Annotated in this window: 23 protein-coding genes; 7 read left to right on the forward strand and 16 right to left on the reverse strand. The window is 67.9% G+C overall.

Going from position 1 to position 24,537, the window contains the following annotated elements; all coding sequences use genetic code 11:
- Positions 1-7 precede the first annotated feature (7 nt).
- Positions 8-1,048 (reverse strand): SPFH domain-containing protein, encoded by a 1,041-nt coding sequence (locus ABE485_RS20015; protein WP_346517014.1) that lies wholly within the window; start codon positions 1,046-1,048, stop codon positions 8-10.
- Positions 1,049-1,083: 35 nt separating this feature from the next.
- Complete coding sequence (locus tag ABE485_RS20020) at positions 1,084-1,470, reverse strand: DUF350 domain-containing protein (RefSeq protein WP_346517038.1); 387 nt, start codon at positions 1,468-1,470, stop codon at positions 1,084-1,086.
- 89 nt (positions 1,471-1,559) lie between these two features.
- Between ABE485_RS20020 and ABE485_RS20025 the strand changes: the two genes are divergently transcribed.
- The 3 genes from ABE485_RS20025 (at position 1,560) to ABE485_RS20035 (ending at position 6,133) form a co-directional block, all read left to right on the forward strand.
- Complete coding sequence (locus ABE485_RS20025) at positions 1,560-3,071, forward strand: polyamine aminopropyltransferase (protein WP_346517015.1); 1,512 nt, start codon at positions 1,560-1,562, stop codon at positions 3,069-3,071.
- Positions 3,071-4,717 carry an NAD(P)-binding protein gene (locus tag ABE485_RS20030; RefSeq protein ID WP_346517016.1) on the forward strand — a complete coding sequence of 549 codons (1,647 nt, stop codon included), beginning with the start codon at positions 3,071-3,073 and terminating at the stop codon, positions 4,715-4,717. Before ABE485_RS20025 ends, ABE485_RS20030 begins: the two co-directional genes overlap by 1 nt.
- 168 nt (positions 4,718-4,885) lie before the next feature.
- Positions 4,886-6,133, forward strand: coding sequence for an NAD(P)/FAD-dependent oxidoreductase (locus ABE485_RS20035; RefSeq protein WP_346517017.1), 1,248 nt, complete (start codon positions 4,886-4,888; stop codon positions 6,131-6,133).
- A gap of 14 nt (positions 6,134-6,147) precedes the next feature.
- On the opposite strand, the gene ABE485_RS20040 is transcribed toward ABE485_RS20035, so the two are convergent.
- From ABE485_RS20040 to ABE485_RS20050, 3 genes are all read right to left on the reverse strand, one after another.
- Entirely contained in the window at positions 6,148-6,942 is a 795-nt protein-coding gene (locus ABE485_RS20040; RefSeq protein WP_346517018.1) for an ABC transporter ATP-binding protein, read from the reverse strand.
- 1 nt (position 6,943) lies between these two features.
- Positions 6,944-7,834, reverse strand: coding sequence for an ABC transporter permease (locus ABE485_RS20045; RefSeq protein ID WP_346517019.1), 891 nt, complete (start codon positions 7,832-7,834; stop codon positions 6,944-6,946).
- 259 nt (positions 7,835-8,093) lie between these two features.
- Positions 8,094-9,065: an ABC transporter substrate-binding protein gene (locus ABE485_RS20050; protein WP_346517020.1), complete on the reverse strand. Its 972-nt coding sequence runs from the start codon at positions 9,063-9,065 to the stop codon at positions 8,094-8,096.
- A gap of 265 nt (positions 9,066-9,330) precedes the next feature.
- Here ABE485_RS20050 and ABE485_RS20055 point away from each other — a divergent pair, with 265 nt between their 5' ends.
- The gene (locus tag ABE485_RS20055; protein WP_346517021.1) at positions 9,331-10,287 is read left to right on the forward strand and encodes an aldo/keto reductase; all 957 of its coding nucleotides are present in this window, start codon (positions 9,331-9,333) and stop codon (positions 10,285-10,287) included.
- A gap of 4 nt (positions 10,288-10,291) precedes the next feature.
- Here ABE485_RS20055 and ABE485_RS20060 read toward each other — a convergent pair whose 3' ends face one another.
- From ABE485_RS20060 to ABE485_RS20080, 5 genes are all read right to left on the reverse strand, one after another.
- Positions 10,292-11,263, reverse strand: a complete 972-nt coding sequence (locus ABE485_RS20060) for a Bug family tripartite tricarboxylate transporter substrate binding protein (protein WP_346517022.1) — start codon at positions 11,261-11,263, stop codon at positions 10,292-10,294.
- A gap of 160 nt (positions 11,264-11,423) precedes the next feature.
- Positions 11,424-12,965 (reverse strand): malonate--CoA ligase, encoded by a 1,542-nt coding sequence (locus ABE485_RS20065; RefSeq protein WP_346517023.1) that lies wholly within the window; start codon positions 12,963-12,965, stop codon positions 11,424-11,426.
- A gap of 4 nt (positions 12,966-12,969) precedes the next feature.
- A complete protein-coding gene (locus tag ABE485_RS20070; RefSeq protein WP_346517024.1) occupies positions 12,970-13,761 on the reverse strand; it encodes an enoyl-CoA hydratase/isomerase family protein in 792 nt (263 codons plus the stop codon).
- A gap of 50 nt (positions 13,762-13,811) precedes the next feature.
- The gene (locus ABE485_RS20075; protein WP_346517025.1) at positions 13,812-15,128 is read right to left on the reverse strand and encodes a malonyl-CoA decarboxylase domain-containing protein; all 1,317 of its coding nucleotides are present in this window, start codon (positions 15,126-15,128) and stop codon (positions 13,812-13,814) included.
- Entirely contained in the window at positions 15,079-15,831 is a 753-nt protein-coding gene (locus ABE485_RS20080; protein ID WP_346517026.1) for a GntR family transcriptional regulator, read from the reverse strand. Before ABE485_RS20080 ends, ABE485_RS20075 begins: the two co-directional genes overlap by 50 nt.
- Before the next feature lie 190 nt (positions 15,832-16,021).
- Here ABE485_RS20080 and ABE485_RS20085 point away from each other — a divergent pair, with 190 nt between their 5' ends.
- Positions 16,022-16,303, forward strand: a complete 282-nt coding sequence (locus ABE485_RS20085) for a type II toxin-antitoxin system Phd/YefM family antitoxin (protein ID WP_346517027.1) — start codon at positions 16,022-16,024, stop codon at positions 16,301-16,303.
- Positions 16,300-16,626, forward strand: coding sequence for a type II toxin-antitoxin system RelE/ParE family toxin (locus tag ABE485_RS20090; RefSeq protein ID WP_346517028.1), 327 nt, complete (start codon positions 16,300-16,302; stop codon positions 16,624-16,626). Before ABE485_RS20085 ends, ABE485_RS20090 begins: the two co-directional genes overlap by 4 nt.
- A 48-nt stretch (positions 16,627-16,674) precedes the next feature.
- Here the strand turns inward: ABE485_RS20090 and ABE485_RS20095 are convergent, their stop codons facing one another.
- The 6 genes from ABE485_RS20095 to ABE485_RS20120 all read right to left on the reverse strand — a co-directional run bounded on the left by ABE485_RS20095 (position 16,675) and on the right by ABE485_RS20120 (position 23,627).
- Positions 16,675-17,445 (reverse strand): spermidine synthase, encoded by a 771-nt coding sequence (locus tag ABE485_RS20095; protein WP_346517029.1) that lies wholly within the window; start codon positions 17,443-17,445, stop codon positions 16,675-16,677.
- Between the two features lie 63 nt (positions 17,446-17,508).
- Positions 17,509-18,528, reverse strand: coding sequence for an acyl-CoA dehydrogenase family protein (locus ABE485_RS20100; RefSeq protein WP_346517030.1), 1,020 nt, complete (start codon positions 18,526-18,528; stop codon positions 17,509-17,511).
- 6 nt (positions 18,529-18,534) lie between these two features.
- On the reverse strand, positions 18,535-19,737 hold the full coding sequence (locus ABE485_RS20105; RefSeq protein WP_346517031.1) for an acyl-CoA dehydrogenase family protein: 1,203 nt from the start codon (positions 19,735-19,737) through the stop codon (positions 18,535-18,537).
- Positions 19,738-19,741: 4 nt separating this feature from the next.
- Complete coding sequence (locus tag ABE485_RS20110; RefSeq protein WP_346517032.1) at positions 19,742-20,710, reverse strand: Bug family tripartite tricarboxylate transporter substrate binding protein; 969 nt, start codon at positions 20,708-20,710, stop codon at positions 19,742-19,744.
- Positions 20,711-20,742: 32 nt separating this feature from the next.
- Positions 20,743-22,827, reverse strand: a complete 2,085-nt coding sequence (locus tag ABE485_RS20115; protein ID WP_346517033.1) for an acetate--CoA ligase family protein — start codon at positions 22,825-22,827, stop codon at positions 20,743-20,745.
- On the reverse strand, positions 22,824-23,627 hold the full coding sequence (locus tag ABE485_RS20120; RefSeq protein ID WP_346517034.1) for an enoyl-CoA hydratase: 804 nt from the start codon (positions 23,625-23,627) through the stop codon (positions 22,824-22,826). Before ABE485_RS20120 ends, ABE485_RS20115 begins: the two co-directional genes overlap by 4 nt.
- A gap of 112 nt (positions 23,628-23,739) precedes the next feature.
- On the opposite strand from ABE485_RS20120, the gene ABE485_RS20125 reads away from it, so the two are divergent.
- The gene (locus tag ABE485_RS20125; RefSeq protein ID WP_346517035.1) at positions 23,740-24,513 is read left to right on the forward strand and encodes an IclR family transcriptional regulator; all 774 of its coding nucleotides are present in this window, start codon (positions 23,740-23,742) and stop codon (positions 24,511-24,513) included.
- Positions 24,514-24,537 lie beyond the last annotated feature (24 nt).

Raw genomic sequence — 24,537 nt, forward strand, 5'->3', positions numbered from 1 at the left:
GGCCTTGTTAGCTGGTGAGTTTCTTCAGCACTTCGGCCTTGGCCGAGTCGTAGTCCGCCGGCGTGATCAGGCCTTTGTCCAGCAGATCCTTGAGCTGCTGCAGGCGCTGCACGGGATCCGCCTGCCCGCCCGCCACGGGCTGCGGCTGAGCGGCGGGCTGCTGGGCGGGCTGCTGCGGCTGGCCTTGCGCCGCCGCGCCCAGGCCCTGCGCCATGGTCTGGCCCAGGGCCGCGCCCGCGGCCAGCCCAGCGCCGATGCCGGCGATGCCGCCCTCGTTCTGGGCGGCCAGCGGAATCGACGTGGCCGTCTGGTACTGGGTGAACTTGCCCAGGTCGCCCGCCATGCCCATGGAGATCCGGGTGTCCAGCGCCTTCTGCAGCTCTTCCGGCAGCGACACGTTTTCGACCGTGAAGTTGTCGAGCTTGACGCCATAGCGGTCGAACACGGGCGCGAGCTGCTCGGCGATGGCCTGCGACATCAGGCCCTGGTTGCCGGCCATGTCCAGGAACGGCACCTTGGAGCTGCCCACGGCGGTCGTCATGGCGGCGACCACCATGTTGCGCAGCTGGGCCTCCAGGTCGTCCACCGTGTATTCGTCGCGCGTGCCGCTGATCTCGCGGTAGAACTTGGCGGGATCCGAGATCTGGTACGAGTACACGCCGAAGGCGCGCAGGCGCACCATGCCGAACTCGCTGTCGCGCAGCGTCACCGGCTGGGCCGTGCCCCAGCGCCGGCCCAACTGCAGGCGCGTGCTGAAGAAGATGACGTCCGACTTGAAGGGCGACTCGAACAGCTTGTCCCAGTTCTTCAGGTACGTCAGGACCGGCAGCGTCTGCGTGGTCAGCTTGTACATGCCGGGGCCGAACACGTCGGCCACCTTGCCTTCGTTCACGAACACCGCCATCTGCGACTCGCGCACGGTCAGGCTGGCGCCGTACTGGATTTCGAAATCCTGCATCGGATGGCGCCAGGCGAGCACGCCGTCGCGATCCTCGTTCCATTGCAGGATGTCGATGAACTGTTTGCGGATGAATGAACCGAGACTCATGGAAAGTCCTCCTGTGTCGGGTCGGAATGCGCGGGTCAGGTCAGGCAGGCGGCGTTGACGATGCCGGCCGCCAGGGAAATCGCGCCGATCAGGCCGCCCATGGCAATGTTGTTTTCCGCGATGGCGTCGTTCATGCCGCGGATGGCCCGGGCCACGACGACATACACGACGATCTGCACCACCATCGCCGCCACGCCCCAGACCAGGAACATGACGAAGCTGGCGTGGACCGCGATGCTGGAGCACAGCGTGAGGCTGAAGCCCACCAGCGCGCCGCCGTACGACATGGCCGCGGCGATGTTGCCCTCGCGGATCAGGTCGAATTCCTTGTAGTGCGTGACGGCCGTATAGACCATCGTGAATACGCCCAGCATGACGAGCGCCGAAACGATGTAGATCAGATAGGTCACCGCCGGATGCATTGCTTCTCCCATTGCCAGCCTCCCAATTGCGCGCAGTATATACGTCGCGTTCGATATACTGCGAACGCATTTTTCGAGTCGGACACCTCATGCGCGACCGCGTTCTCATTCTTTCAGTATTGATCGTCGCTTCCTGCGGTTTGGGCTACGAGCTCATCAGCAGCGCGCTTGCCAGCTATTTGCTGGGGGATTCGATACTGCAATTCTCGTCCGTCATCGGCTGCTACCTGTTCGCCATGGGCATCGGTTCGTGGTTGTCAAAATATGTAAGAGACGAAGACGTTCTGAATCGCTTCATCGACGTCGAACTGCTGGTGGCGCTGCTGGGCGGCGTATCCGCGGCGGTGCTCTTCCTGGTGTTCGCGTGGCTGGCCGCCCCTTTCCGCGCCGCGCTGTACGTGGGCGTGTTCGTCATCGGGCTGATGGTCGGCATGGAGATCCCGCTGGTGATGCGCGTGTTCAACCAGCGCAAGGCGGAGTTCCGCGAAATCGTCAGCCGCGTGCTGACCTTCGACTACCTGGGCGCGCTGGCGGTGTCGCTGGTGTTCCCGCTGCTGCTGGCGCCCAAGCTGGGCCTGCTGCGCACCAGCTTCCTCTTCGGCATCCTGAACGCCAGCGTGGCGCTGTGGACCACCTGGCTGTTCCGCGCCGAAGTGCGCCGCCCCGGCGAAAAGGCCGTGCGCGCGGGCGTCGTCATCGGCCTGCTGGGGTTGGGCTTCGTCTACTCCGGCAGCATGACCGCCTGGGCCGAGAAAGGCCTGTACGGCGACGACGTGGTCCACGCCGAGACCACCCAGTACCAGCGCCTGGCCGTGACGCGCTGGCACGACGACCTGCGCCTCTACATCAACGGCAACCTGCAGTTCTCGTCGCGCGACGAACACCGCTATCACGAATCCCTGGTGCATCCCGGCCTGCTGGCCCTGCCCTGGGCGCGCAACGTGCTGGTGCTGGGCGGCGGCGACGGGCTGGCCGTGCGGGAAATCCTGAAGCACAAGAACGTCGAACACGTCACGCTGGTGGACCTGGATCCCGCCATGACGAACCTGTTCACGCGTTCCGAGCCCCTGGTCAAACTGAACGAGGGATCGCTGAAGGACCCGCGCGTCACCGTCATCAACGACGACGCGGGCCGCTGGCTGGAAACGCATGCCGAGGTCTACGACTTCATCGTGGTGGACTTTCCCGATCCGTCCAACTTCGGCCTGGGCCGGCTGTATTCGGTGCCGGTGTATCACCTGATGGCGCGCCACCTGGCTGAAACCGGCTACATGGTCGTGCAGTCCACCTCGCCGTATTTCGCGCCGCGCTCGTTCTGGAGCGTGGACGCCACGCTGAAGGAAGCCGGCCTGAACACCTGGCCGTACCACGCCTACGTGCCGTCGTTCGGCGACTGGGGCTTCATTTTGGCCGGCAAGCGGCGCGACTATTCGCCGCCCGACAAGGTCACCGTGGCCACGCGCTACCTGGATCCGACGACCTTGCGCGAGCTGTTCCATTTCCCCGCCGACATGCCGGCGCTGGCCATGCCGCCGAACCGCCTGAACGAACAATCGCTCGTGCGGTACTTCGACGAGGACTGGCGCAAGGTCATCCGCTGATGCGGCGCCGCAGTTTCCTCCTGGGCGCCGCCACGGCCGCCGCAGCGGGCGCGGCCGGCTACTACCGGTCGCGCATCGTCGAAACCACGCCGGTCGTCAACTACCCGGGCATGCAGGCGGGCCACGCGCTGCGCGATGGCGCCGCCCTGCCGCACCCGTCGGCCACGCGCCGGCACGAGGTGGCGATCCTGGGCGCCGGCGTCGCCGGCCTGTCCTGCGCCTGGAAACTGGCGCGCGAAGGATTCACCGATTTCGTCGTGGTGCAGGGCCCGGAACTGGCCGGCAATGCCGCGGCCGGCCGGCGCGACGGCCTGGACTATCCGCTGGGCGCCCACTACCTGCCGCTGCCCTCGCTGGCGTCCGCCCACGTGCGCGAGATGCTGGCGGATTTCGGCATCATCGAGCGCGGCGCGGGGGATGTGCGTCCGTACTACGACGAGTCCGTCCTGGTGCATTCGCCCCAGGAAAGGCTGCTGCGCAACGGGCATTGGGAAGAGGGCCTGCTGCCCATGACGGGCGTGCCCGAGGCCGACGCCGCGCAGCACCGGAAATTCCTGGCCCTGGTTGAACGGCTACGCACCGAAGCCGGCAGCGACGGCCGCAAGGTGTTCTGCATCCCCATCGCGCTATCGTCGCGCGACCCCGCGTGGCGCGCGCTGGACGCGATCACATTCAAGCAGTGGCTGGAGCGCGAGGGCTATACCTCGCCCGCCCTGCACTGGTACCTGAACTACTGCTGCCGCGACGACTACGGCGCGGAATACGGCGTGGTGTCGGCGTGGGCCGGCCTGCACTATTTCGCCAGCCGCGACGGCCATGCCGCGAATGCCGGCGAAGGCGCGGTGCTGACGTGGCCCGGCGGGCTGGCCGTCCTGGCCGCACGCATGCAGGACGCGATCACGCGCAAGCTCGGGCACGCCGGCTGGCTGCTGCCCGGCGCCGCGGCACGCGTGCAGGAAACGCCGGCAGGCCCGCAAGTCACCTGCCTGCAGGCCCGGCCGGACGCCGCGCCCGACGCCTACCTCCTGCAGACCCGCCGCACGGTCTGCGCCATGCCTCTGTTCGTCGCGCAGCGCATCCTGCCGGACATCCGCGCGTATGGCTACGATCCCGCCGTGCACGCGTCCGCGCACGCGCCGTGGATGGTGTCGAACTTTGTCCTGGACGGCTATCCGCTGGAGGCGCCCGGCGAACCCTTGTCCTGGGACAACGTGGTCTACCAGGGTCGGGCACTGGGCTACGTCGTCTCCACGCACCAGTTGCTGCGCGTGGCCCGGTCTCCGCGCAGTGTCTTTACGGCTTATCACGCGCTCAGCAGCCAGACGCCGCAAGCCGCGCGTGAATGGCTGACCCGCGCCAGCCCTCAGGAATTGCGCGAAACCGCCGCCGCCGACCTGGTCGCGGCGTACGGCGATGAATTCTGGCGGCACGCGCGCCAGCTGGAGATCACGGTGCGAGGCCATGCCATGGCCTCGCCGCTGTGCGGCTACCTGTCCAATCCGGGCCTGGCCGCGCTGCGCGACGTGGACGGCCCCGTGCTGTTCGCGCACGCCGACCTGTCCGGTTATTCGGTGTTCGAGGAAGCCTCGTGGTGGGGCGTGGCGGCGGCGGAACGCATCCTCGGGCTCAGGCCCGCGCTGTCCTGACCGGCCCTCCCGCCAACGTCGATTTCCCGCCCGCCGCGCGGCGCCTGCAATACAATCCGTCGTCCCCCGGCCCTCGGCCGCGCGGGGCGTAGCGATCCGCTCCGGCCTGGCCAGGAATGCCCTGCCGCGGGGCGGTTTTTCTTGATCGGACACACATAAAAAGACGACATGGGAAAACAGGTCATCGTGCTGGGCGCGGGCATTGTCGGAGTCTGCTGCGCGCTGGAATTGCTGCGCCGGGGCCTGTCGGTCACCCTGGTGGACCGGCAGGAGCCGGGCCTGGAAACATCGATGGGCAACGCCGGCGTCCTGGCCCGCAGTTCGCTGATGCCGTTCAACCATCCCGGCCTGTGGGGCCAACTGCCCCGCCTGCTCAAGAACGATACCGTCCAGTTCCGCTACCGCTGGCCGTACCTGGCCGGCAACCTGGGCTGGGCGACGCGTTTTCTGCTGAGCGCGCGGCCCTCCGTGTTCCGCGAGACCGTCGAAGCGCTGGACGGCCTGATCCGGCTGTCCGCCCCAGAGCACCTGAAGCTGCTGGACGCCAGCGGCGCGCGGCGCCGCCTGCGCGACACCGGCTGGATCTTCCTGTACCGCACGCAGGCGGCCTGGAACGCCGGCGCGCTGGCGCGCCGCACCTTCGCGCAATACCAGGTCCCGACGCGCGAATTGAATCCCGCCGAACTGGCCGAGATCGAGCCGGCCCTGGCTCCGATCTTCCATCGGGCGCTGTGGATCCAGGGCTCGTATTCCGTGGACGATCCGCATGAGGTGGTTGCCGCCTACGCCGGCCTGTTCCGCCGCGAAGGCGGTGAATTCAGGCGCCTGGCCGCCGGCGGGATCCGCCGCGATGGCCAGGGCTGGACGGTGCATGCCTCGGACGGTTCGGGATCGTTGACGGCGGATCGCCTGGTCTTCGCGCTGGGGCCGTGGTCGAAGGAAATCCTGAAAACGGCCGGCATCGACCTGCCCATGGCGTTCGAGCGTGGCTACCACATGCACTACAGCGGACAGGAGGGCGCCAGCGTCACCCGCCCCGTCTACGACACCGGCGGCGGCTACGTGCTGTCGCCCATGGCGCGCGGGCTGCGCCTGTCGACCGGGGTCGAGCTGGACGCCTGCGACGCGCCCGCCCGGACGGATCAACTGGATCTGGCCGAGGCCCGCGCGCGCGAGGCCTTTCCACTGGGCCAGCGGCTGGATGCGGCCGCGTGGCTGGGGCGACGCCCCACGCTGCCCGACAGCCGGCCGATGATCGGCGAGGCGCCGCGCCATCCCGGCCTGTGGCTGGCGCTGGGGCACCAACACATCGGGTTCAGCACGGCGCCGGGCACGGCGAAGATACTGGCGGAACTGATGGTGGACGGCGGCGCGGCTTCACGCCATCGCGCGTTCCGCCCCGGCCGGTTCATCTAGCGCGGCGGAGCGCCCTACCCCAGCAGCAATGCGTCGTCGGACAGCTTCTCGCCGCGCACGCGCTCGAACATCGCCAGCAGGTCCGGCACGTCCATGCCGCGGCGCTCGTCGCCCGACACGTCCAGCACGACCTGGCCCTGGTGCAGCATGACGGTGCGGTCGCCGACGTCCAGCGCCTGGCGCATGCTGTGCGTGACCATCATCGTGGTGAGCTGGTTTTCGGCCACGATGCGGGCGGTCAGCTGCAGCACGAAATCGGCCGTGCGGGGATCCAGCGCGGCGGTGTGCTCGTCCAGCAGCAGGATGCGCGACGGCTGCAGCGCCGCCATCAGCAGGCTGACCGCCTGGCGCTGGCCGCCGGACAGCAGGCCGATGCGGTCGGTGAGCCTGTTCTCCAGACCCAGGCCCAGCGTGGCCAGGCGTTCGCGGAAGCCGTCTTTCATGGACGCCTTGACCGCCCGGCTGTAGCCGCGCCGCGCGCCGCGCATCTGCGCCAGCGCCATGTTCTCTTCGATGGTCAGGTCTTCGCAGGTGCCCGCCATAGGGTCCTGGAACACGCGGGCCACGCGGCCGGCGCGCGCCCACACGGGCTGGCGCGTCACGTCCACGCCGTTGATGTCGATGCGGCCCGAGTCGACCGGAAGGTCGCCCGACACGGCGTTCAGGAACGTGGACTTGCCCGCGCCGTTGGAGCCGATCACGGTGACGAACTGGCCAGACGGGATCTCCAGCGACAGCCCGCGCAGGGCGCGGGTCTCGATGGGCGTGCCCGCGTTGAAGGTGATTTTCAGGTCTTTTGCGGACAACATATCAGCGCCCCTTCTTGCCGACCAGGCGGCGCTTGAGCATGGGGATGACCAGGGCGATCGTGACCAGCACCGCGGTGACGAGGTTCAGGTCTTGCGCCTTCAGGCCGATGAAATCGCTATTGAGGGCCAATGCGATGAAGAAGCGGTAGACGATGGCGCCGATGATGACGGCCAGCGTCGCCAGCACCAGCTTGCGCGAAGGCAGGATGCTTTCGCCGACGATCACGGCGGCCAGGCCGATCACGATGGTGCCGATGCCCATCGAGATATCCGACCCGCCCTGCGTCTGCGCGAACAGCGCGCCGGCCAGCGCGACCAGTGCGTTCGACAGCGCCATGCCGCCCAGGATCATGCGGCCGGTATTGACGCCCTGCGCACGGGCCATGCGGCCGTTCGAGCCAGTGGCGCGCACGGCAAGCCCCGTCTGCGTGGCGAAGAACCAGTCCAGCGCCAGCTTGCACAGGATCACGATGACGATCAGGATCAGCGGCCGCGCGACGTAGTCGGAAATCCATGCCGGCTGCAGGATCGTGAATACGGTGGATTCGGTAATGAGCGGCACGTTGGGCTTGCCCATGATGCGCAGGTTGACCGAATACAGGGCGATCATCATCAGGATGCTGGCCAGCAGGTCCATGATCTTGAGCTTGACGTTCAGCCAGCCCGTCACCAGCCCCGCGGCCGCGCCGGCGATGGTGGCGATGAGGGTTGCCGAGAACGGATCCGTGCCCGAGGCGATGAGCGTGGCACAGACCGCGCCGCCCAGCGGAAAACTGCCGTCAACGGTCAGGTCGGGAAAGCGCAGCAAGCGGAATGAGATGAACACGCCCAAGGCCACCAGGCTGAAGATCAGCCCGATCTCCAACGCGCCCAACAACGAAAACAATGACATGGGTCAGATCCAATCAGGTAAAGAAACGAGCATATTAAAGAAGTGAAACGCGCAATTTCTTGCGTTCGCGGGTCAGTTTTACCCGAGCTTTCGCAATAAACGTTTCCCGATCCGGGATTTTCCCTTGTTTCCTGCCAAAGCGCAGCCACGCCGGCGGGCGCCAGCGGCAGGGTCGGACTGATTCCGGTGCGCCGGGGAAAAACTCAAGAAAAACCCCGCTCACGCCGCAAGGGCATGGCGGGGCCGATGGCGGTCGGTATTATTTCACGACCACCGCAGCGGACTTGATGAGGGCGTCCGACAGCGTGACGCCCTGCTTGGCGGCGGCGCCCGGGTTCACGTAGAGCTCGAGCTTGGAGCTGGTTTCCGACGGGATGGCGCCGGGCTTTTCGCCCTTCAGGATGCGCACGACGACCTTGCCCGTCTGCACGCCGAGGTCGCGGTAGTTGATGCCCAGGGCGGCGATGCCGCCGCGCTTGACGCTGTCGGTGTCCGACGCGATCAGCGGGATCTTGGCGTCGTTGCCGACCTTGACCAGCGATTCATAGGCCGACACGACGTTGTTGTCGGTGTTGGTGTAGATGACGTCGACCTTGCCGATCAGGCTGCGCGCGGCCGAGGCCACGTCCACCGAACGCGGCGCGGCGGCTTCGACCAGGCTCATGCCCGACTTGGGCAGGATTTCCTGGAGTTTCTTGACGACCACGACCGAGTTCGCCTCGCCCGGGTTGTAGACGATGCCCACGCGCTTGGCGTTGGGCACGATCTTCTTGATCAGTTCGACCTGCTTGTCCAGCGCCAGCAGGTCCGACACGCCGGTCACGTTGGTGCCCGAGGCCTCCATGCTGGAAACCAGCTGGGCGGCAACCGGATCGGTCACGGCGGAATACACCACCGGCACGTCCTTGGTGGCCGCGACGACGGCCTGGGCCGACGGCGTGGCGATCGCGACGATGGCGTCGGGACGGTCGCCGACGAACTTGCGCGCGATCTGGGCCGCGGTGCCGTTGTTGCCCTGGGCGCTTTGGTACTGCCACTTCAGGTTCTTGCCCGGCTCGTAGCCGGCTTGCTTGAGGGCGTCCTGCACCCCGTCACGCACGGCGTCCAGCGCCGGGTGCTCGACGATGGCGGTGACCGCCACCGACTTCTGCTGCGCGGCGACCGGCGCGGCGATAGCCATTGCCAGCGCCATAGCGCCAACCGTCAGAAAATGTTTTTTTCCGATCAGCATATATAAGCTCCTTGAACCCTTGGTGTTGCTTGTTGAATTTGCCGGTGGATTTACGGCGCCGGGATTTGCCATCCATTCGCGCTACCGTAAAGCCGTATAGTCTAACTTGCCGCCTTCCGGTTGGAGTTGGGGGGAATCCCTGTAATGGTGCATGCGTACGCACGCATGCCCTGTGCCGGGGCGGGCGGCATGAATATACTGAACCGCCGGGCAAACGCCGTTCATCCCGATCCGCGCTCCCGTCCGCAGCATCCCGAGGACAGACATGATCAAACGCGCACTGGGCCGATCCGGCCTGCAGATTCCCCCGCTCACCTTCGGCGGCAACGTCTTCGGCTGGACCGTCGACGAGGCCGGCACGTTTTCCCTGCTGGACGCGCTGGTCGATGCCGGCCTGAATTTCATCGACACCGCCGACGTGTATTCGCGCTGGGTCCCGGGCAACCGGGGCGGCGAATCCGAAACACTGATCGGCAAATGGCTCAAGCGCTCGGGCAAGCGCGACCAGGTGCTGATCGCCACCAAGGTCGGCATGGAAATGGCGCCGGGCGAAAAGGGGCTGGCCCCCGCCTACATCCGCCGCTCGCTGGAAGCGTCGCTGGCCCGCCTGCAGACGGACCACGTGGACCTGTACCAGTCGCATCAGGACGACACGGACACGCCGCTGACCGACACGCTGGGGGAATACGCCAAGCTCATCGAAGCGGGCAAGGTGCGCGCCATCGGCGCATCCAACTACACCGCCGTGCGCCTGTCCGAAGCGCTGATCGCCAGCGAACGGCACAGCCTGCCGCGCTACGAAAGCATCCAGCCCGAATACAACCTGTATGCGCGCGAGTCCTTCGAATCCGGACTGCAGAGCCTGGTGAAGACCCAGCAGATGGGCACGATCAACTATTACGCCCTGGCCAGCGGCTTTCTCAGCGGCAAGTACCGCAGCGCCGCCGATGCGGGCAAGAGCGCGCGCGGCAAGAAGATCGTGGACACCTATCTGAACGACCGCGGCTTGCGCATCCTGAAGGCGCTGGACGAGGTGTCCGAGGACGCCGGCTGCACGCCCGCGCAGGCCGCGCTGGCCTGGCAGATCGCGCAACCGGGGATCACGTCGCCCATCGTCAGCGCCACGTCGCTGGCCCAGCTGGACGAACTGGTCAAGGCCGCCAGCCTGACGCTGACGCACGACCAGCTGGCCAGGCTCAGCCTGGCCAGCGAGTGGCGCTGAAGGATCAATCCAGCGTCACGCCGGAGTCCTTCACCACCTTGGCCCAGCGCTCGACCTCGCTGTCGACGAACTTGCCGAAGTCGGCGCCGGTCAGCGTGGGGACCGCGGTGCCGTTGCCCGCCCAGGTTTCCTTGAGCTTGGGCGTGTTCAGGGCCTTGGTGATTTCGGCGGCCATCTTGTCCACGGCTTCCTTGGGCGTGCCGGTGGGCGCCCAGATCGCGTACCAGGTCGACACGTTGTAGTTCGGCACGCCGGCCTCGGCGGCCGTGGGCACGTCGGGCAGCGACTGCGAACGCTCGGTGGCGGCCACGGCCAGCGGCTTGATCGCGCCGGCGCGGATGTGCCCGGACGACGAACCCAGGCCGTCGAACGCCAGGTCCACCTGCCCGCCGATCAGCGCCGACAGCATCGGGCCCGCGCCCTGGTATGGCACGTCCACCAGCTTGATGCCGGTCTGCATGGCGAAGAGCTCGCCGGCCAGGTGGTGGGTGCTGCCCTTGCCCGCGGTGCCGAAGTTGATTTCGCCGGGACGCTTCTTGGCGTAGTCGATGAACTCCTGCAGGGTCTTGACCGGCAGCTTGCCGGCGTTGATGACCACGACCTGCGGCGGCTGCGCCACCAGGGCGACCGGCACGAAATCCTTCTGGATGTTGTAGTTCAGGCTCTTGTACAGGGAAGGCGCCAGCGCATGGTGCGCGCCGCCCATGAAGAAGGTGTAGCCGTCGGGTTTGGCCTTGGCGGCCACGCCGGCGCCCACGGTGCCGCCCGCGCCGCCCTTGTTGTCGATGACCACCGTCTGGCCGAGCTGCGTGGTGAGCTGCGCGGCCAGCGGACGGGCGAACGTGTCCGTGCCGCCGCCGGCGGGGAACGGAACGATCAGCGTGATGGGACGCTCGGGCCATTGCGCGGCGGCGACGCCGCCGAAACCCAGGGCTGCCACGGCGAATACGGCCGCGGCGGTGGTGCGATAGTTCATTTTGTCTCCTCTTGCTGCATCGGTGGACGGCGCCTGATTTTTGGCGTCTCGTCTCTGGAATTTTTTTATTGAATGCGGCGGGTAGGGCTGGCGCGTCACTGGGTGGGGATGGGTCTCCTTGAAAAAATGCCGGTCCCGCGGGGACCGGCATGGCGGGGCGCTACAGCGCCTTGTAGGTTTCGCGCAGCACGTTCTTCTGGACCTTGCCCATGGTGTTGCGCGGCAGCTGGTCGATGATGTGCACGCGCTTGGGCACCTTGAAGTTGGCGATGCGCGATTTCAGTTCGGCCTGCATCGCCGATGCATCCAGCGACACGCCGTCCTTGGGCACCACCACCGCCACCACGGCCTCGCCGAAGTCCGCATGCGGCACGCCGATGACGGCGGATTCCGCCACGCCGGGCATATCGTCGATCAGGGTCTCGATTTCCTTGGGGTACACGTTGAAGCCGCCGGAGATGATCAGGTCCTTGCTGCGCCCGACAATCGACAGGTAGTCGGCGGGCACGTCGCGTCCCGCCGATTCGCCGCCCCAGCGGCCCACGTCGCCGGTCTTGAACCAGCCGTCTTCGGTGAATTCCTCGCGGGTCTTTTCCGGCATGCGCCAGTATCCCGAGAACACGTTGGGACCGCGGACCTGCACGTTGCCGATCTCGCCCGGCGCCAGCGCGATGCCGGCGTCGTCCACCACGCGCACCTGCACGCCGGGCAGCGCCCGGCCCACGGTGCCGGCCAGGCGCTCGCCCAGCTTGGGATCGTAAGGATTGGAGGTCAGCATGACGGTTTCGCTCATGCCGTAGCGTTCAAGAATGGCGTGACCGCTGCGTTCCTTGAAGTCCGAGAAGGTCTCGGCCAGCAGGGGCGCGGAGCCCGAGATGAAGAGGCGCATCTTGCCGCAGACCTCGCGGGTAAAGCGCGGATCGGCCAGCAGGCGCACGTAGTAGGTGGGCACGCCCATCATCACCGTGCTCTGCGGCAGATAGCGCAGCGCCTGGTCGGCATCCAGCTTGGGCAGCCAGATCATCCGGGCGCCGGCCAGCAGCGCGCCGTGGGACGCCACGAAAAGGCCATGCACGTGGAAGATCGGCAGCATGTGCAGCAGCACGTCGTCTTCGCGCCAGCCCCAGTATTCGTGCAGCACGCGGGCGTTGGCCGCCAGGTTGCCGTGCGAGAGCATCGCGCCCTTGCTGCGGCCCGTGGTGCCCGACGTGTACAGGATCGCGGCCAGGTCGTCCGGCTTGCGCTGGACCGTCTTGAAGGTCTGCGCCAGTCCGCCCGCGGCCTGCAGCAGGCTGCCCGTGCGGTCCTCGTCCAGCGTGTAGACGTGGGCGCAGCCCGCCTTGTCGGCGGCGCGCTGCACCCAGTCCTGGTTCTTGCTGGCGCAGACCACCACGGACGGCTCGGCGTTGCCCAGGAAGTATTCGATCTCCGATTCGCGGTACGCGGTATTCAGCGGCAGATACACCAGGCCGGCGCGCAGCGTGGCCAGGTACAGCAGCAGGGCTTCGGGGGATTTTTCCACCTGCACCGCCACGCGCGCGCCCTCGGGCAGCTTCAGCGAGGCCAGCAGGTTCGCCAGGCACGCCGTGGCGCGGTCGATGTCGTCCCAGGTGTATTGGAGGTCGGGCGTTTCCAGCGCGACTTTGCTGCGGTCTTTGGGAAAGCCGCCTTGCAGGACAGCATATAGGTTGGCGTTGCTCACCTGTCTAGTCTCCGGAAAAGGAAGGGTCTGCGCCGGCCAGGAAGGCGCGCACGCCCTCTTTGTGGTCCCGGCTTTCGGCATAGGAGAAATAATCCTGATACTCGTCTTCGGTCAAGGCGGCGCCGGTGGCGAGCCTGGCGGACAAGCGCTTGTTGATGCGGGCGGCCAGCGGCGCGCCCTGGGCGATGCGGTCGGCGCTGCGCCGGGCGGCGACGGCGACGTCGCCGTCGTCCACGACGCGGGTCAGGAGGCCCAGCTCGCGGGCCTCGTCGGCGCCGAACACCCGGCCTTCCAGCAGAATGGCCAGCGTCGCGGCCCGTCCGGCCAGCGCCAGCAGGCCGCGCATTTCGTCGGGCGCCATGGGAAAGCCCAGGCGGTTGATCGGCACGCCGAAGCGGGCGGACGCGCCGGCGATGCGCAGGTCGCACTGGCAGGCGATTTCCAGCCCGCCGCCCACGCACACGCCTTCGATCTGCGCCACCACCGGCTGCGGACATTGCGCCACGGCCTGCAGCGCGGGCGCCAGCACCTGCCGGTGGTAGCGCTGCACGCCGGCCATGTCGGCGCGCTGGACGGGGAATTCCCGGATGTCGGCGCCGGCGGCGAAGTTGCCGCCCTCGCCGCGCACGATGACGCAGCGCACGGCGTCGTCCTGGGCGATGCGCGTGAAGACGTCCTTCAGTTCGCCCCACATGCCCACCGTGATCGCGTTCAGGCGCCCCGGGTGCGATAGCGTCACCCGGGCCAGATGCCCCTCGCGCTCCAGCAGCACGCGGCCAGCCACGTTCTCCGTCATGTCCCCTGCCCTTTTCTTGTCGATGTGTTGCGCCGCCGTGTTTCCGGCGGTCAGCCCACGCGTCCCACGCTGCGGCTGACCTGCGGCTTGCCTTCGCCCAGCCGCTGGAGGTTGGTGTCCAGCTCGTCCAGGTCGTACAGATAATTGACCATCATGGCGCAGGACTGCTTCAAGCCCTTGGGCGAGGTGTCCGCCGCCCAGTTCAGGCGTTCGATGCGCGCGCCGTTGCCCAGATGGAACCGCGCCACGGCGTCCACCGGCAGCCCGTTCTTCATGGACTGCAGGTAGCTGGCCGCCAGCCGGAAGCCCGCCCGCTTGACCACGTCGGAGGTCTTGCCCTGCGCGGCCTGGGCCAGGCGCGCGACCCAGCGCTGTCCGTCCGGCACGCCTTCGCGCTTGCGGTCCTTGGCGCGCGACTTGTCTTCGCGCACGATGGCCTCGACCGCCTGCGCGTCCAGCTTGCCCAGCCAGTCGGTAAATCCCGGGATCGGCGACAAGGTGGCGAAGGACTTCAGCTTGGGCAGTTCCTCAAGCAACTGCTCGACCACGCGCTTGAGCAGGAAGTTGCCGAAGCTGATGCCCTTCAGGCCGGGCTGCGTGTTCGAGATGGAATAGAAGATCGCCCAGCGCGCCTTGTCCAGGTCCTGCGGCGGCAAGGTGCTGTCCAGCAGCACCTGCACGTTGTCGGCCATCTGGCTGGCGAAGGCCACTTCCACGAAGATAAGCGGCACGTCCGGCATCTGCGGATGGAAATAGGCATAGCAGCGGCGGTCGGCCGCGACGCGGTGGCGCAGGTCGTCCCAGGATTTGATCTCGTGGACGGCCTCGTAGAGGATCAGCTTTTCAAGCAGCGACGCCGGCGAATCCCAGGTCAGCGGGCGCAGTTCAAGCAGGCCCACGTCGAACCATGCCGACAGCAGGCCTTCCAGTTCCTTGTCCAGCGCCTGGATGCCCGCCACCTGCTTGCGCCAGCGCAGCATGTCGGCGCGCAGTTCCACCAGGAAGCGCAGGCCCTGCGTCTGGGCGTTGAAGCGCTTGAACAGGCGCACGCCTTCGCCGCCGTCACCCGCATACGTGGCGCGCACCTGCGCCAGGGCGGCCAGCATCAGCCGGCGGTCCTTGCCGTCGGCCGCGGCGTATTGCTCGCACCAGCGGCGCGCCAGCTTGTTGGCGGCCACGTCGGTCAGGCGCGCCTCGAACAGGCGCCGGACCTCGGATTCGCTGGGCAGGCGCCCGCGCTCCCACAGCCGGCCCAGCCGCGTGATCAGGCTGGCGCTCTCGGCCGCGGCGGCGGCATCGACGAGATCGGCTTCGGGCTCAGGCGTGCGTGCGCCGCGCGCGGGCGCGAGGTTGGCGGGTGCGGACATGGGCGGGCTCCTCGATGACGATGGGATCGGACGGCGCCGCGTCGACGGCGTCTTCGGTGCTTAGTGCGCGCAGCGCTTCGAGCTGCCGCATGAGATGGGTGTGCGCCAGCGCCTGCGCGGCGTCGGAGTCGTGCGCCTTCAGGGCCTGGAAGATGGCCAGGTGCTCGGCGCAGGACTGGTCGATGCGGCCGGGCCGCGACAGGCTGCGATGGCGCGACAGGCTGAGCACCTTGCGCAGGTTGCCCACCATGTCGGACAGCCACTGATTGCCGGCCAGCGCCTGGACGGCTTCGTGGATCAGGTAATTGGTCTTGTAGTAGGCATCGATGCGGCCCGCCTTGGCATGGCCCGCCAGCGCGGCGTGCAGCGGCTCCAGTTCGGCCAGTTGCGCGTCGGTTGCCTTGCGGGCGGCCTCGTAGGCGCAGCGCCCCTCCAGCATGGCCATCAGCGGGAAGATGTCTTCCAGGTCCTGGGCCGAGAGTTCGTTGACGAAACAGCCGCGCCGCGGTTCCAGGCGCACCAGGCCTTCGGTGGCCAGCACCTTCAGGGCCTCGCGCAGGGGCGTGCGCGAAATGCCCATTTCGCCGGCCAGCCGGAGTTCGTCGATCCATTCGCCGTTGCGCAACGAACGCGCATGGATCATGCCGCGCAGGCGGTCCGCGACTTCCAGGTACAGGGCTTGCCGGACGATGGGATGGGTCATGGGCTGACGGCCGGTACTGCACCGTAATTCATAATTATGAATAAGCCAATGATAGGGTCGATGGCCGCGCCGGTAAAGCCCGCCGTACCCGGTACCTACCCTAATGACTGCGGCGAGAAACACCGCAACGAATACAAGACTGAATTAAGACTAAAATCAGTCTTACCAGGAACCAAGCCGGAGGCCTGCCGTGAAATACTCGACTCAAGTCAAACCCATCTCGTATCTCAAAAGCCACACGGCAGAAATCGTGACGACCCTTACCCAGACCCGGGAGCCGCTGCTCATCACCCAGAACGGAGAGGCAAAGCTCGTCGTCATGGATGTGCAGAGCTATGAAGAGCAGGAGCAGGCATTTGCCCTTCTTCAACTGCTCGCCCACGGCCGCAAAGAGATCGAGGAAGGACGAATCACCCCCGCGTCCGAGGTGTTCACCCAGATTGAAGCGATGGACCAGGATGATTCGGAATGAGCCGCAAGCTCGTCTTCCTTCAGTCCGCCGTCGATGACCTCCACGAAATCCGCCGCTACATCCGAAAGCATTTTTCGCAAGCGGTCTGGCTGGACTCGTATGCCAAGATCAAGCGGGCGATCCTGAACCTGGAGCAATTCCCCCTGGCCGGACATCCTCCCCCGGAACTGCCCGCCACCCACTTCCTGGAAGTGATCGCGGTCAAGAACCGGGTCATCTACGAGGTTGTCGGGGACACCGTTTACCTCCACATCATTTGCGACAGCCGGCAGGACTTCAAGACGAAGCTTGCCCGGCGGCCGCTCAGGACGCTGCGCCGCTAGGGCCTGTTAACGCTAAAGGGAGCCTCGCACAGGCCCTGGAACGCGCGCTCAGAAATGCAGGACGCCGTCCACCGCGTGGCGGGTCAGCGAGCGCGCCCAGCGGCGGGCCGGCAGGCCATACTTGCCCTCCACCACCTCCGCCCGCGCCAGCAGTTCCGCGGGCGTGATCGCCAGGCTGGGTCCGGAAAAGGCCAGCACGATCTGGTTGCCGGCCTCGACCTCGGGCAGCAGCACGATCCGGTCGTCGAATGCCTTGGAGAGGTTGTCGATGTTCTTGCCGAAGCTTTCGTGGCGGCCGAACAGGTTCACCGCCAGGATGCCGACCTCGCCGAGCACGCGGCGGCAGTCGCGGTAGAACTTCACGCTGTCGCGCACCGGCCCTGCGGCGGACGCGTCGTACAGATCCACCATCAGCACGGGGCAGCGCCCGGCGTTGAGCGGATCGGCCACCCACGCGCCGGCGTCCGCATGCTCGACCTCCAGCCGGTTCGACCCCGGCAGGCGGAAGAACATGTGGCAGGCGGCCGTCACGCGCGGATTCCATTCCACCGCCAGCAGCGGGCTGCGCGTGTGCTTGACGCAGAATCGCGCAAGCGACCCGGCGCCCAGCCCGAGCATGCCGATGGCCTCTTCCTTGGGCGGATCCAGGAACAGCAGCCAGGCCATCATCTGGGCGGTGTATTCCAGCACCAGTTCGGACGGGCTCTTGATGTTCATCGCGCCCTGCACCCACTCGGTGTTGAAGTGCAGATAACGGACGCCGTCCACTTCGGAAAGCGTCGGCTGGTCGAGTTCGGAGGGGAAGTTGGATTTATGCATGGCGGGATTGTAGGCCGGCGCCGGCGCCAGGTCCGGCCGATGGCGACCGGCGCCGGGCCCCGTCTACGCCGCCGTTTCCCAGATCCGTTCCAGCAGGTCCGGGGTGGACGTTTCCGCCTCCAGGCTTGCGGACAGTCGCAGGACGCGCTTCAGGTACAGATGCGCGTCGCACTCCCAGGTGACGCCCAGCGCGCCGTGGGTCTGGATGGCGTTCTGGGCGGCGCGGCGGCTGGCCTGCCCCGCCAGCAACGGCGCGAACAGGCAATCCCGCGGCGCCGACTCCGCCCCCGCGTCCAGCGAGGCCGCGGCGGCCCAACCGGCCAGCCGGGCATCGTCCAGGGCCATCCAGTCCTCGGCCAGGCGGTGCTTGATCGCCTGGTTGGCGCCGATCGCGCGATCGAACTGCCGACGCTCGCGCGCATAGGCCGCGGCCAGGTCCAGCGCGGCCGATGCCGCGCCCAGCATCTCGGCGGACCGCAGCAGGCGCAGCCGCGTGCGCAAGCGGCGCCACATGCCGGGGCCGGACTCCAGCTCGATGCTGTCAATCACCTGCGGATGGGCCTGCACCGCGACAGGCATGGTCGGATCCAGCGCGGTGACGCCGGCCACGGGCGCCAGCAGCTCCAGCCGCAAGGCGGTCGGTCCGGCCTGGCGCACGGCAAGCGCGCGCACGCCCTCGCCCGCGCCTTCGATGAAGGCCGAGCCGTCCGGCCGCATGGCCGCGTCGGCATGCCAGGTCTCGCCCGCCATCATCGCGCCGGCCCATTGCGCGGCGGCGCCGCCCGCCCCGCACAAGGTGGGCAGGATCGCCATGTTGGCTGCCAGCGGCAGGCTCAGCAGATGCCGGCCCGCCTCTTCGGCCACGATCCAGGCTTCGCGCATGCCCAGCGCCAGCCCGCCCTGCGCCTCGGGCGCCAGCAAGGCCGCCCAGCCCTGCTCCGCCAGTTCACGCCACAGCGCCAGCCGCGCGGGCGCGTCCTGCCGGCCGGCGGCGCGCGCCAGGGCCGCGGGATGGCGCTGCGACAGAAAGCGGCGCGCGGCGTCGCGCAGCATGCGCTGGTCTTCGCTCAAGTACGGATTCATGGGACCTCAAGCCTTGGGCAGGCCGAGCATCTGCTCGGCGATGATGTTGCGCTGGATTTCCGAGGTGCCGGCCAGGATGGTTTCGGCGCGCGACCACAGGTAGGAGTGCGTCAGTTCCGCCACGCGCGCGTCGGCCGCGGCGTCGCCCAGGCACCCGTCTTCGCCCAGCAATTGCAGGGACAGCTCCAGCAGGCGCTGGTGCGCCTCGCTCCAGTGGATCTTGGTGGACGACCCTTCCGGCCCCGGGGGATCGCCGCGCATCGCGCCGGCCAGCGCGCGCTGGGACTTGAGCGCCAGCACGTGGCTGTCGGCGGCCAGTTGCGCCCAGCGGTGGCGCACCGAGGCCGACGAGGCGGGCACATGGCCATAGGCGTCTGCGCGCAGCGCCAGTTCGCGCACCTGCCGCAATTCCTGCGCGAAGCGCACCAGGCGGGGAATGAAGTAGGTGCCGCGCTCGAAGCTGGCCGCGGCCATGGCGATCTTCCAGCCCTGGTTCAGCTCGCCCAGCAGCGCGTCCCGTGGCACGAACACGTCTTCAAAAAAGACCTCGCAGAATTCGGCCTCGTCTGTGATCTGGCGGATGGGTTCGACCCGCACGCCGGGGCTGCCCATGTCCACCAGCAGAAAGCTCAGGCCCTTGTGTTTGGCCGCCTGCGGATCGGTGCGCGCCAGCACGAAGCACCATTGCGCGCGGTCGGCGAACGAGGTCCAGATCTTGTGGCCATTCAGGCGAAAGCCCCCGGGCGCCGGCTCGGCCCGCGTGCGCACCGAGGCCAGGTCGGAGCCCGCGCCGGGTTCCGAGTAGCCCTGGCACCACACCTCGCGGTTGGAAAGAATGCCTGGCAGGAAGCGGCGCTTCTGCGCCTCGGCGCCGAAATGCAGCACGGTGGGCGCCAGGATGCCGTGGCCGATCAGGTTCACGCCCAGCGGCGCGCCGCAGCGCGCGTGCTCTTCGTGAAAGACCGCCTGGCGCGACAGCGGCAACGCCTTGCCGCCGTATTCCTCGGGCCAGCCCAGCCCGGACCAGCCGTTCGCGCACAGGGTGTCCTCCCAGGCGCGCCGGTAGTCCAGGCTGCGCGGATCGGCGCCGCCGGGCCAGGCCCGGGCGAAATCCGCATAGGCCGATTCCAGCCAGCTCCGCAACTGCAGGCGGAAAGCCTCGTTCTCCCGCGCGTCGTCTTCCCGCGCGGTGGTTTCCAGCAGGGTCATGCATTTACTCCAGGCGGATGTTCGATTCGCGCGCCACCTTGGCCCAGGTCGCCACGTCCTGGTGGATGAACGCGCTGAAGGTCTTGGGGTCGCTGCCGATGATGTCCAGGCCCAGTCCGACGAACTGCGCCTTCACCTCGGGCTGCTGCAGGATCTGCGCCAGATTGGAGTAGATCTTGTCGATGACGGGCTGCGGCGTGCGCGCGGGCGCCACCAGGCCCAGCCACGGCATCGCCGAATAGCCCGGCAGGCCCGACGACGCCACCGTGGGCAGGTCCGGCACCGAGGCCGACGGCTTGGCGGTGGTGACCGCCAGGGCGCGCAGCTTGCCATCCTTGACGAAGGGGCCCGACGAGGCCCACGCGTCGAACATCACCTGCAGGCGGCCCGCCACCAGGTCGTTCAGCGCGGGTGCGCTGCCCTTGTAGGGGATGTGCGCCATCTGCACGCCAGCCATGCTGTTGAAGAGTTCGGCTTCCAGGTGCGTCGAGCTGCCCGTGCCGACCGAACCGTAGCTCACCTTGCCCGGGTTGGCCTTCAGATAGGCGATGAGCTCGCCCACGTTCCTGGCCGGAATCGACGGATGCACCTCCAGCACGTGCACCACCGACGCCACCTGGGTGATTGGCGCGAAGTCCTTGATCGGGTCGTAATTGACCTTGGCGTAGATGCTGGGCGCGATGCCCAGCGACGACGCGGCCATCAGCAAGGTGTAGCCGTCCGGCTCGGCGCGCGATACGTAGTCGGACGCGATCATGGTGCCGCCGCCCGGCTTGTTCTCCACGATCACCGGCTGGCCCAGCCTGCCGCTCAGCTTTTCCGCCAGCAGGCGGCTCATGATGTCCGCCGCGCCGCCCGGCGAGAACGGCACCACGATGCGCACGGGACGGCTGGGAAAATTGTCCTGGGCGTGCGCGGGGCCCGCGGCGCCGATGCAGGCCAGTGCGACGCCGGCCAGTATTTTCTTGATCATGCTTGTCTCCTCCTTGGGTGTGCGCGCTTGCGCTACGGGGTTGCGGGCAGGATCAGCGCGTCCAACACCGCGACGCCTTGTCCCGCCTCTTTGATCAGCAATGGATTGACTTCGATCTGCGCCACCTGCGCGGGCGCGGCCAGCAAGGCATTGCCCACGGCCACGATGCTTCTGCACGCCGCCGCCAGATCGCCCCGGGGCTTGCCCCGATAGCCGTCCAGCAGCGCAAACGCCTTGAGTTCCCGCAGCATCTGCAAGGCGATGTCCTCATCCACCGGCAGGAGGCGGTGGCTGGTGTCCTGGTAGATCTCGGTCAGCACGCCGCCCAGCCCCACCGTCAGCACGGGTCCGAAAACGGGGTCGCGCGTCGCGCCGACGATGATCTCCGCGACGCCGCGCTCCATCTTCTGGACCATCACGCCGTCGATCCGCGCGCCGGGCTGCGCACGCGCCGCGGCCTGCGTCACCTGCGCGTGGGCGCGGCGCACCGCCTCGTCGTCGGCCAGGTTCAGCACGACGCCGCCGGCTTCGGTCTTGTGCGCGATGTCCGGGCTCAGGATCTTCAGGTCAACGGGATAGCCCGCCGCTCGCGCGTCGCGCACGGCGTCGTCCGCGCTGCGCGCCGCGGCCGCCGCTGCCTGGGGCAAGCCGAAGGCGGCCACATAGGCGCGGGCGTCCGTTTCGTTGCAGGGCAAGGCAGGCACGGGCGGGGCGTCCAGGCGGGGCGCGCACGCCTGCCGCCTTGCCGCGCGCGCCTCGCACCACAGCAGGTAGGGCGCCAGCGCCGCGACCGCCTGCCCCAGGTCCTCGAACACCGCCACTTCGGCCTCGCGCAAGGCGTCGCGGCTCTGTGCCAGGCCCGTGTCGATCGCGACGAACAGGCGCCGGTGCTGGCGCGAGGTTTCCGCCAGCGCATCGGCCATGCGGTCCAGCATGTAGCCGGGCGCGTACACCACCACGGCATCGATCGCATCCGACGTGGCCAGCGCCTGCAGCACGGTGCGCACGAACGCCGGATCGTTGACCACGTTGCCGGTCACGTCCACCGGATTGCCCACCATGCCGTAATCGGGAATGCCGCCGCGCAGCACCGCCTGCAGATCGGACGGCAGGTCCGGCAGTTCCAGCCCCGCGCCGATGAACTTGTCGGCCAGGATGGCGCCCAGGGCGCCGGACATGGTCAGCACCGCCACGCGCTTGCCGGCCGTGCGGTGGCGCAGCGCCGCCAGGGCGGCCAGGTGCGCCATCTGCGCAAAGTCCGTGGCTTCGATCACGTTCAGCTGGCGAAAGGCGGCGGCGTAGACGCGGCGGTCGCCGGCCAGCGCCGACGTGTGCGACTGCACCGCCTGCGCGCCCTTGTCCGTGGTCCCGGCCTTCAGGGCGATCAGCAGCTTGCCCCGGCGTTCCAGCTCGCGGCAGGCGCGCACGAATCGCTCGCCGTCGCGCAGCTGTTCGATATAGCCCAGCACGATTTCGGTCTGGGGGTCCGCCGCCAGGTACTCCAGATACTGCGAGAAATCCAGGCAGGCCTCGTTGCCCGTGTTGATGAAGTGCGAGAACGGCAGCCCTAGCCGGCGCGCGATGGCGTACACCGCGGCGCACACGTTGCCGCTTTGCGTGAGCAGGCTGACGGAGCCGGGCCCGTCCTGCGCCGGGGCGGTCTTGAAGACCGAGGCGAATGCGGTGTGGGCCTGCGTGTTGAGATTGGCGAAGCCCATGCAGTTCGGACCGGCCACGGCCATGCCGCTTTCCGCCACGAAGGCTTCCAGTTCGTCCTGCAGCCGTGCGCCGTCGCCGCCGGCCTCGGCAAAGCCCGCCGCGTAGACGATGGCCGCGCGGATGCCTTTGGCGTGGCAGCGGCGCAGCATGGGCGTCACGTCCGCCGCGCCGATCGCGAGCACCGCCAGGTCAACCGGTTCGGGCACGGCTTCGATGTCCGGCCAGCAGCGCAGGCCGAACACCTCCTGGTACTTCGGATTGACCGGATAAATGCCGCCCTTGAAGCCGAATCGCGTCAGCAGTTCCAGGGGCATGCCGCCGATGCGGCCGGGGTTGGAACTCGCGCCGATCATGGCGATGGAGCGCGGGTTCAGCAAGGGATCCAGGCGGGAAGTCATGCGGCCTCGCCCTTCTTATTGCGTTGAATGGCCTGGGCCAGCCCCCGCTCGCGCACCGCCTGGAACTCTTCGCTCAGGTGCGACAGCTGATGCGTATCGAAGTGCGCCGACAAGGCGGTGCGAAAGCCCTGCGCGTCGGCCGTGCGGTTCAGGGACCGCTTGATGAGCCGAAGGCCGAACGGCGGCGCCTGCGCGATGCGCCGGGCCAGCGCCAGCGTCTCGGCGTCCAGGTCGGCCTCGGGCACGACCCGGTTCACCATGCCGATGCGCAGCGCCTCCTGGGCGTCCACCTTTTCGCCGGTGTAGAGCATTTCCTTGGCTTTGCGCAGCCCCATCACCCAGGGATGGATCAGCACCTCGGTGGCCGCGGCCGCCAGCGTGTGGCCCACCGGATCCGAGAAGTACGCGGTGTCCGAGCAGACCACCAGGTCGCACATGTTGGCGATCATGAAGCCGCCCGCCACGCACGCGCCCTGCACCTGCGCCACCGTGGGCTTGGGGAAGTCCCAGATGCGCAGGCAGTAGCCGTAATAGCGGCGCGATTCGTACTCCCAGCGCTCTTCCACCGTGAAGTCGGCGCGCTTGGCCTGGGCTTCCTTCAGGTCGTGGCCCGCCGAAAAATGCGCGCCCCGTCCGGCCAGCACCACGACGCGCACGGCATCGTCCTGCTCGGCACGCGTCAGGGCGTCATCCAGTTCGTCCAGCATCTGCTGGCTCTGCGCGTTGCGCGCGGACTCCCGCGCAAGGCTGATGCGGCATACGGCATCAAGCCGCTCGACGGCCAGGGTGGCGTATTCCATAGTCTCCTCATCCTTGTGATGCCGCGCCGTCGAATGCGGCGCGATCTGGTGGATTGAATTAACGCACTTCAAATCCTAAAATACAAAATATTCAATCACTATTTCCCACAATATGAACACCACAGGTTCCACCGGCGGCACCCAAAGCATGCGTCGCGCGCTAGGCATGTTGCGCGTGCTGGCCCAGCACCAGGAAGAAGGCATCGACCTGCAGGGCGTCATGGCCGCGACGGGACTGGAGCGCTCCACCGCCCACCGGCTGCTGAGCTGCCTGCTGGAAGAGCAGTTCGCGGAACGCGACGGCCCCACCCGCCGCTACCGGCTGGGCGTGGATTCCATGCAATTGGGCTTTGCCGCGCTGCGGCGCACGCCGCTGCTGGACGCGCTGCGCCCCTTCGCGCAGAAGCTCGCCCGGCTGTCCGGAGACACCGTGTTCCTGGTGATCCGCCAGGGCGACTATGCGCTATGCCTGCTGCGCGAGGCCGGGTCGTTTCCCGTCAAGGTGTTCACCATCGACCAGGGCGAGCGCCGCCTGCTGGGCGTGGGCGCGGGCGGCCTGGCGCTGATGGCCAGCCTGCAGGACGAGGAAATCGCCGCGCTGTACGCACGGCACGCGGCCAGCTACGCACAGATCGGCGTATCCAGCGCCGCGCTGATGAAGGCGGTGAAGCAGACCCGCGCCGCGGGCCAGTCGGAAATCGTGGACACCATCACGCCCGGCGTGTCGGGCGTGGGTGTGGCGTTTCCGGTGTCGGAACTGACCTGGGTGGCGTTCAGCTTCGGCGCGATCAGCAGCCGGCTGGACGCCCCGCGCCGCGCGCAGATGGGCGCGCTGCTGCACGCCGAATGCCAGGCCTGGGCCAAGGATTACCTGGACCAGGCATAAAAGGCAACGCCCGCGCTGCCCCGG

The organism is Achromobacter spanius, assembly GCF_039673305.1.
Classification (GTDB): Bacteria; Pseudomonadota; Gammaproteobacteria; order Burkholderiales; family Burkholderiaceae_B; genus Achromobacter; species Achromobacter spanius_F.

Coding starts and splice junctions, on each gene's coding strand:
- ABE485_RS20020 (WP_346517038.1), bottom strand. CDS start 1,470: ATGCATCCGGCGGTGACCTATCTGATCTACATCGTTTCGGCGCTCGTC.
- ABE485_RS20035 (WP_346517017.1), top strand. CDS start 4,886: ATGGGAAAACAGGTCATCGTGCTGGGCGCGGGCATTGTCGGAGTCTGC.
- ABE485_RS20120 (WP_346517034.1), bottom strand. CDS start 23,627: ATGGAATACGCCACCCTGGCCGTCGAGCGGCTTGATGCCGTATGCCGC.
- ABE485_RS20095 (WP_346517029.1), bottom strand. CDS start 17,445: ATGCATAAATCCAACTTCCCCTCCGAACTCGACCAGCCGACGCTTTCC.
- ABE485_RS20100 (WP_346517030.1), bottom strand. CDS start 18,528: ATGAATCCGTACTTGAGCGAAGACCAGCGCATGCTGCGCGACGCCGCG.
- ABE485_RS20040 (WP_346517018.1), bottom strand. CDS start 6,942: ATGTTGTCCGCAAAAGACCTGAAAATCACCTTCAACGCGGGCACGCCC.
- ABE485_RS20055 (WP_346517021.1), top strand. CDS start 9,331: ATGATCAAACGCGCACTGGGCCGATCCGGCCTGCAGATTCCCCCGCTC.
- ABE485_RS20045 (WP_346517019.1), bottom strand. CDS start 7,834: ATGTCATTGTTTTCGTTGTTGGGCGCGTTGGAGATCGGGCTGATCTTC.
- ABE485_RS20060 (WP_346517022.1), bottom strand. CDS start 11,263: ATGAACTATCGCACCACCGCCGCGGCCGTATTCGCCGTGGCAGCCCTG.
- ABE485_RS20105 (WP_346517031.1), bottom strand. CDS start 19,737: ATGACCCTGCTGGAAACCACCGCGCGGGAAGACGACGCGCGGGAGAAC.
- ABE485_RS20110 (WP_346517032.1), bottom strand. CDS start 20,710: ATGATCAAGAAAATACTGGCCGGCGTCGCACTGGCCTGCATCGGCGCC.
- ABE485_RS20090 (WP_346517028.1), top strand. CDS start 16,300: ATGAGCCGCAAGCTCGTCTTCCTTCAGTCCGCCGTCGATGACCTCCAC.
- ABE485_RS20080 (WP_346517026.1), bottom strand. CDS start 15,831: ATGACCCATCCCATCGTCCGGCAAGCCCTGTACCTGGAAGTCGCGGAC.
- ABE485_RS20030 (WP_346517016.1), top strand. CDS start 3,071: ATGCGGCGCCGCAGTTTCCTCCTGGGCGCCGCCACGGCCGCCGCAGCG.
- ABE485_RS20125 (WP_346517035.1), top strand. CDS start 23,740: ATGAACACCACAGGTTCCACCGGCGGCACCCAAAGCATGCGTCGCGCG.
- ABE485_RS20075 (WP_346517025.1), bottom strand. CDS start 15,128: ATGTCCGCACCCGCCAACCTCGCGCCCGCGCGCGGCGCACGCACGCCT.
- ABE485_RS20025 (WP_346517015.1), top strand. CDS start 1,560: ATGCGCGACCGCGTTCTCATTCTTTCAGTATTGATCGTCGCTTCCTGC.
- ABE485_RS20070 (WP_346517024.1), bottom strand. CDS start 13,761: ATGACGGAGAACGTGGCTGGCCGCGTGCTGCTGGAGCGCGAGGGGCAT.
- ABE485_RS20015 (WP_346517014.1), bottom strand. CDS start 1,048: ATGAGTCTCGGTTCATTCATCCGCAAACAGTTCATCGACATCCTGCAA.
- ABE485_RS20050 (WP_346517020.1), bottom strand. CDS start 9,065: ATGCTGATCGGAAAAAAACATTTTCTGACGGTTGGCGCTATGGCGCTG.
- ABE485_RS20115 (WP_346517033.1), bottom strand. CDS start 22,827: ATGACTTCCCGCCTGGATCCCTTGCTGAACCCGCGCTCCATCGCCATG.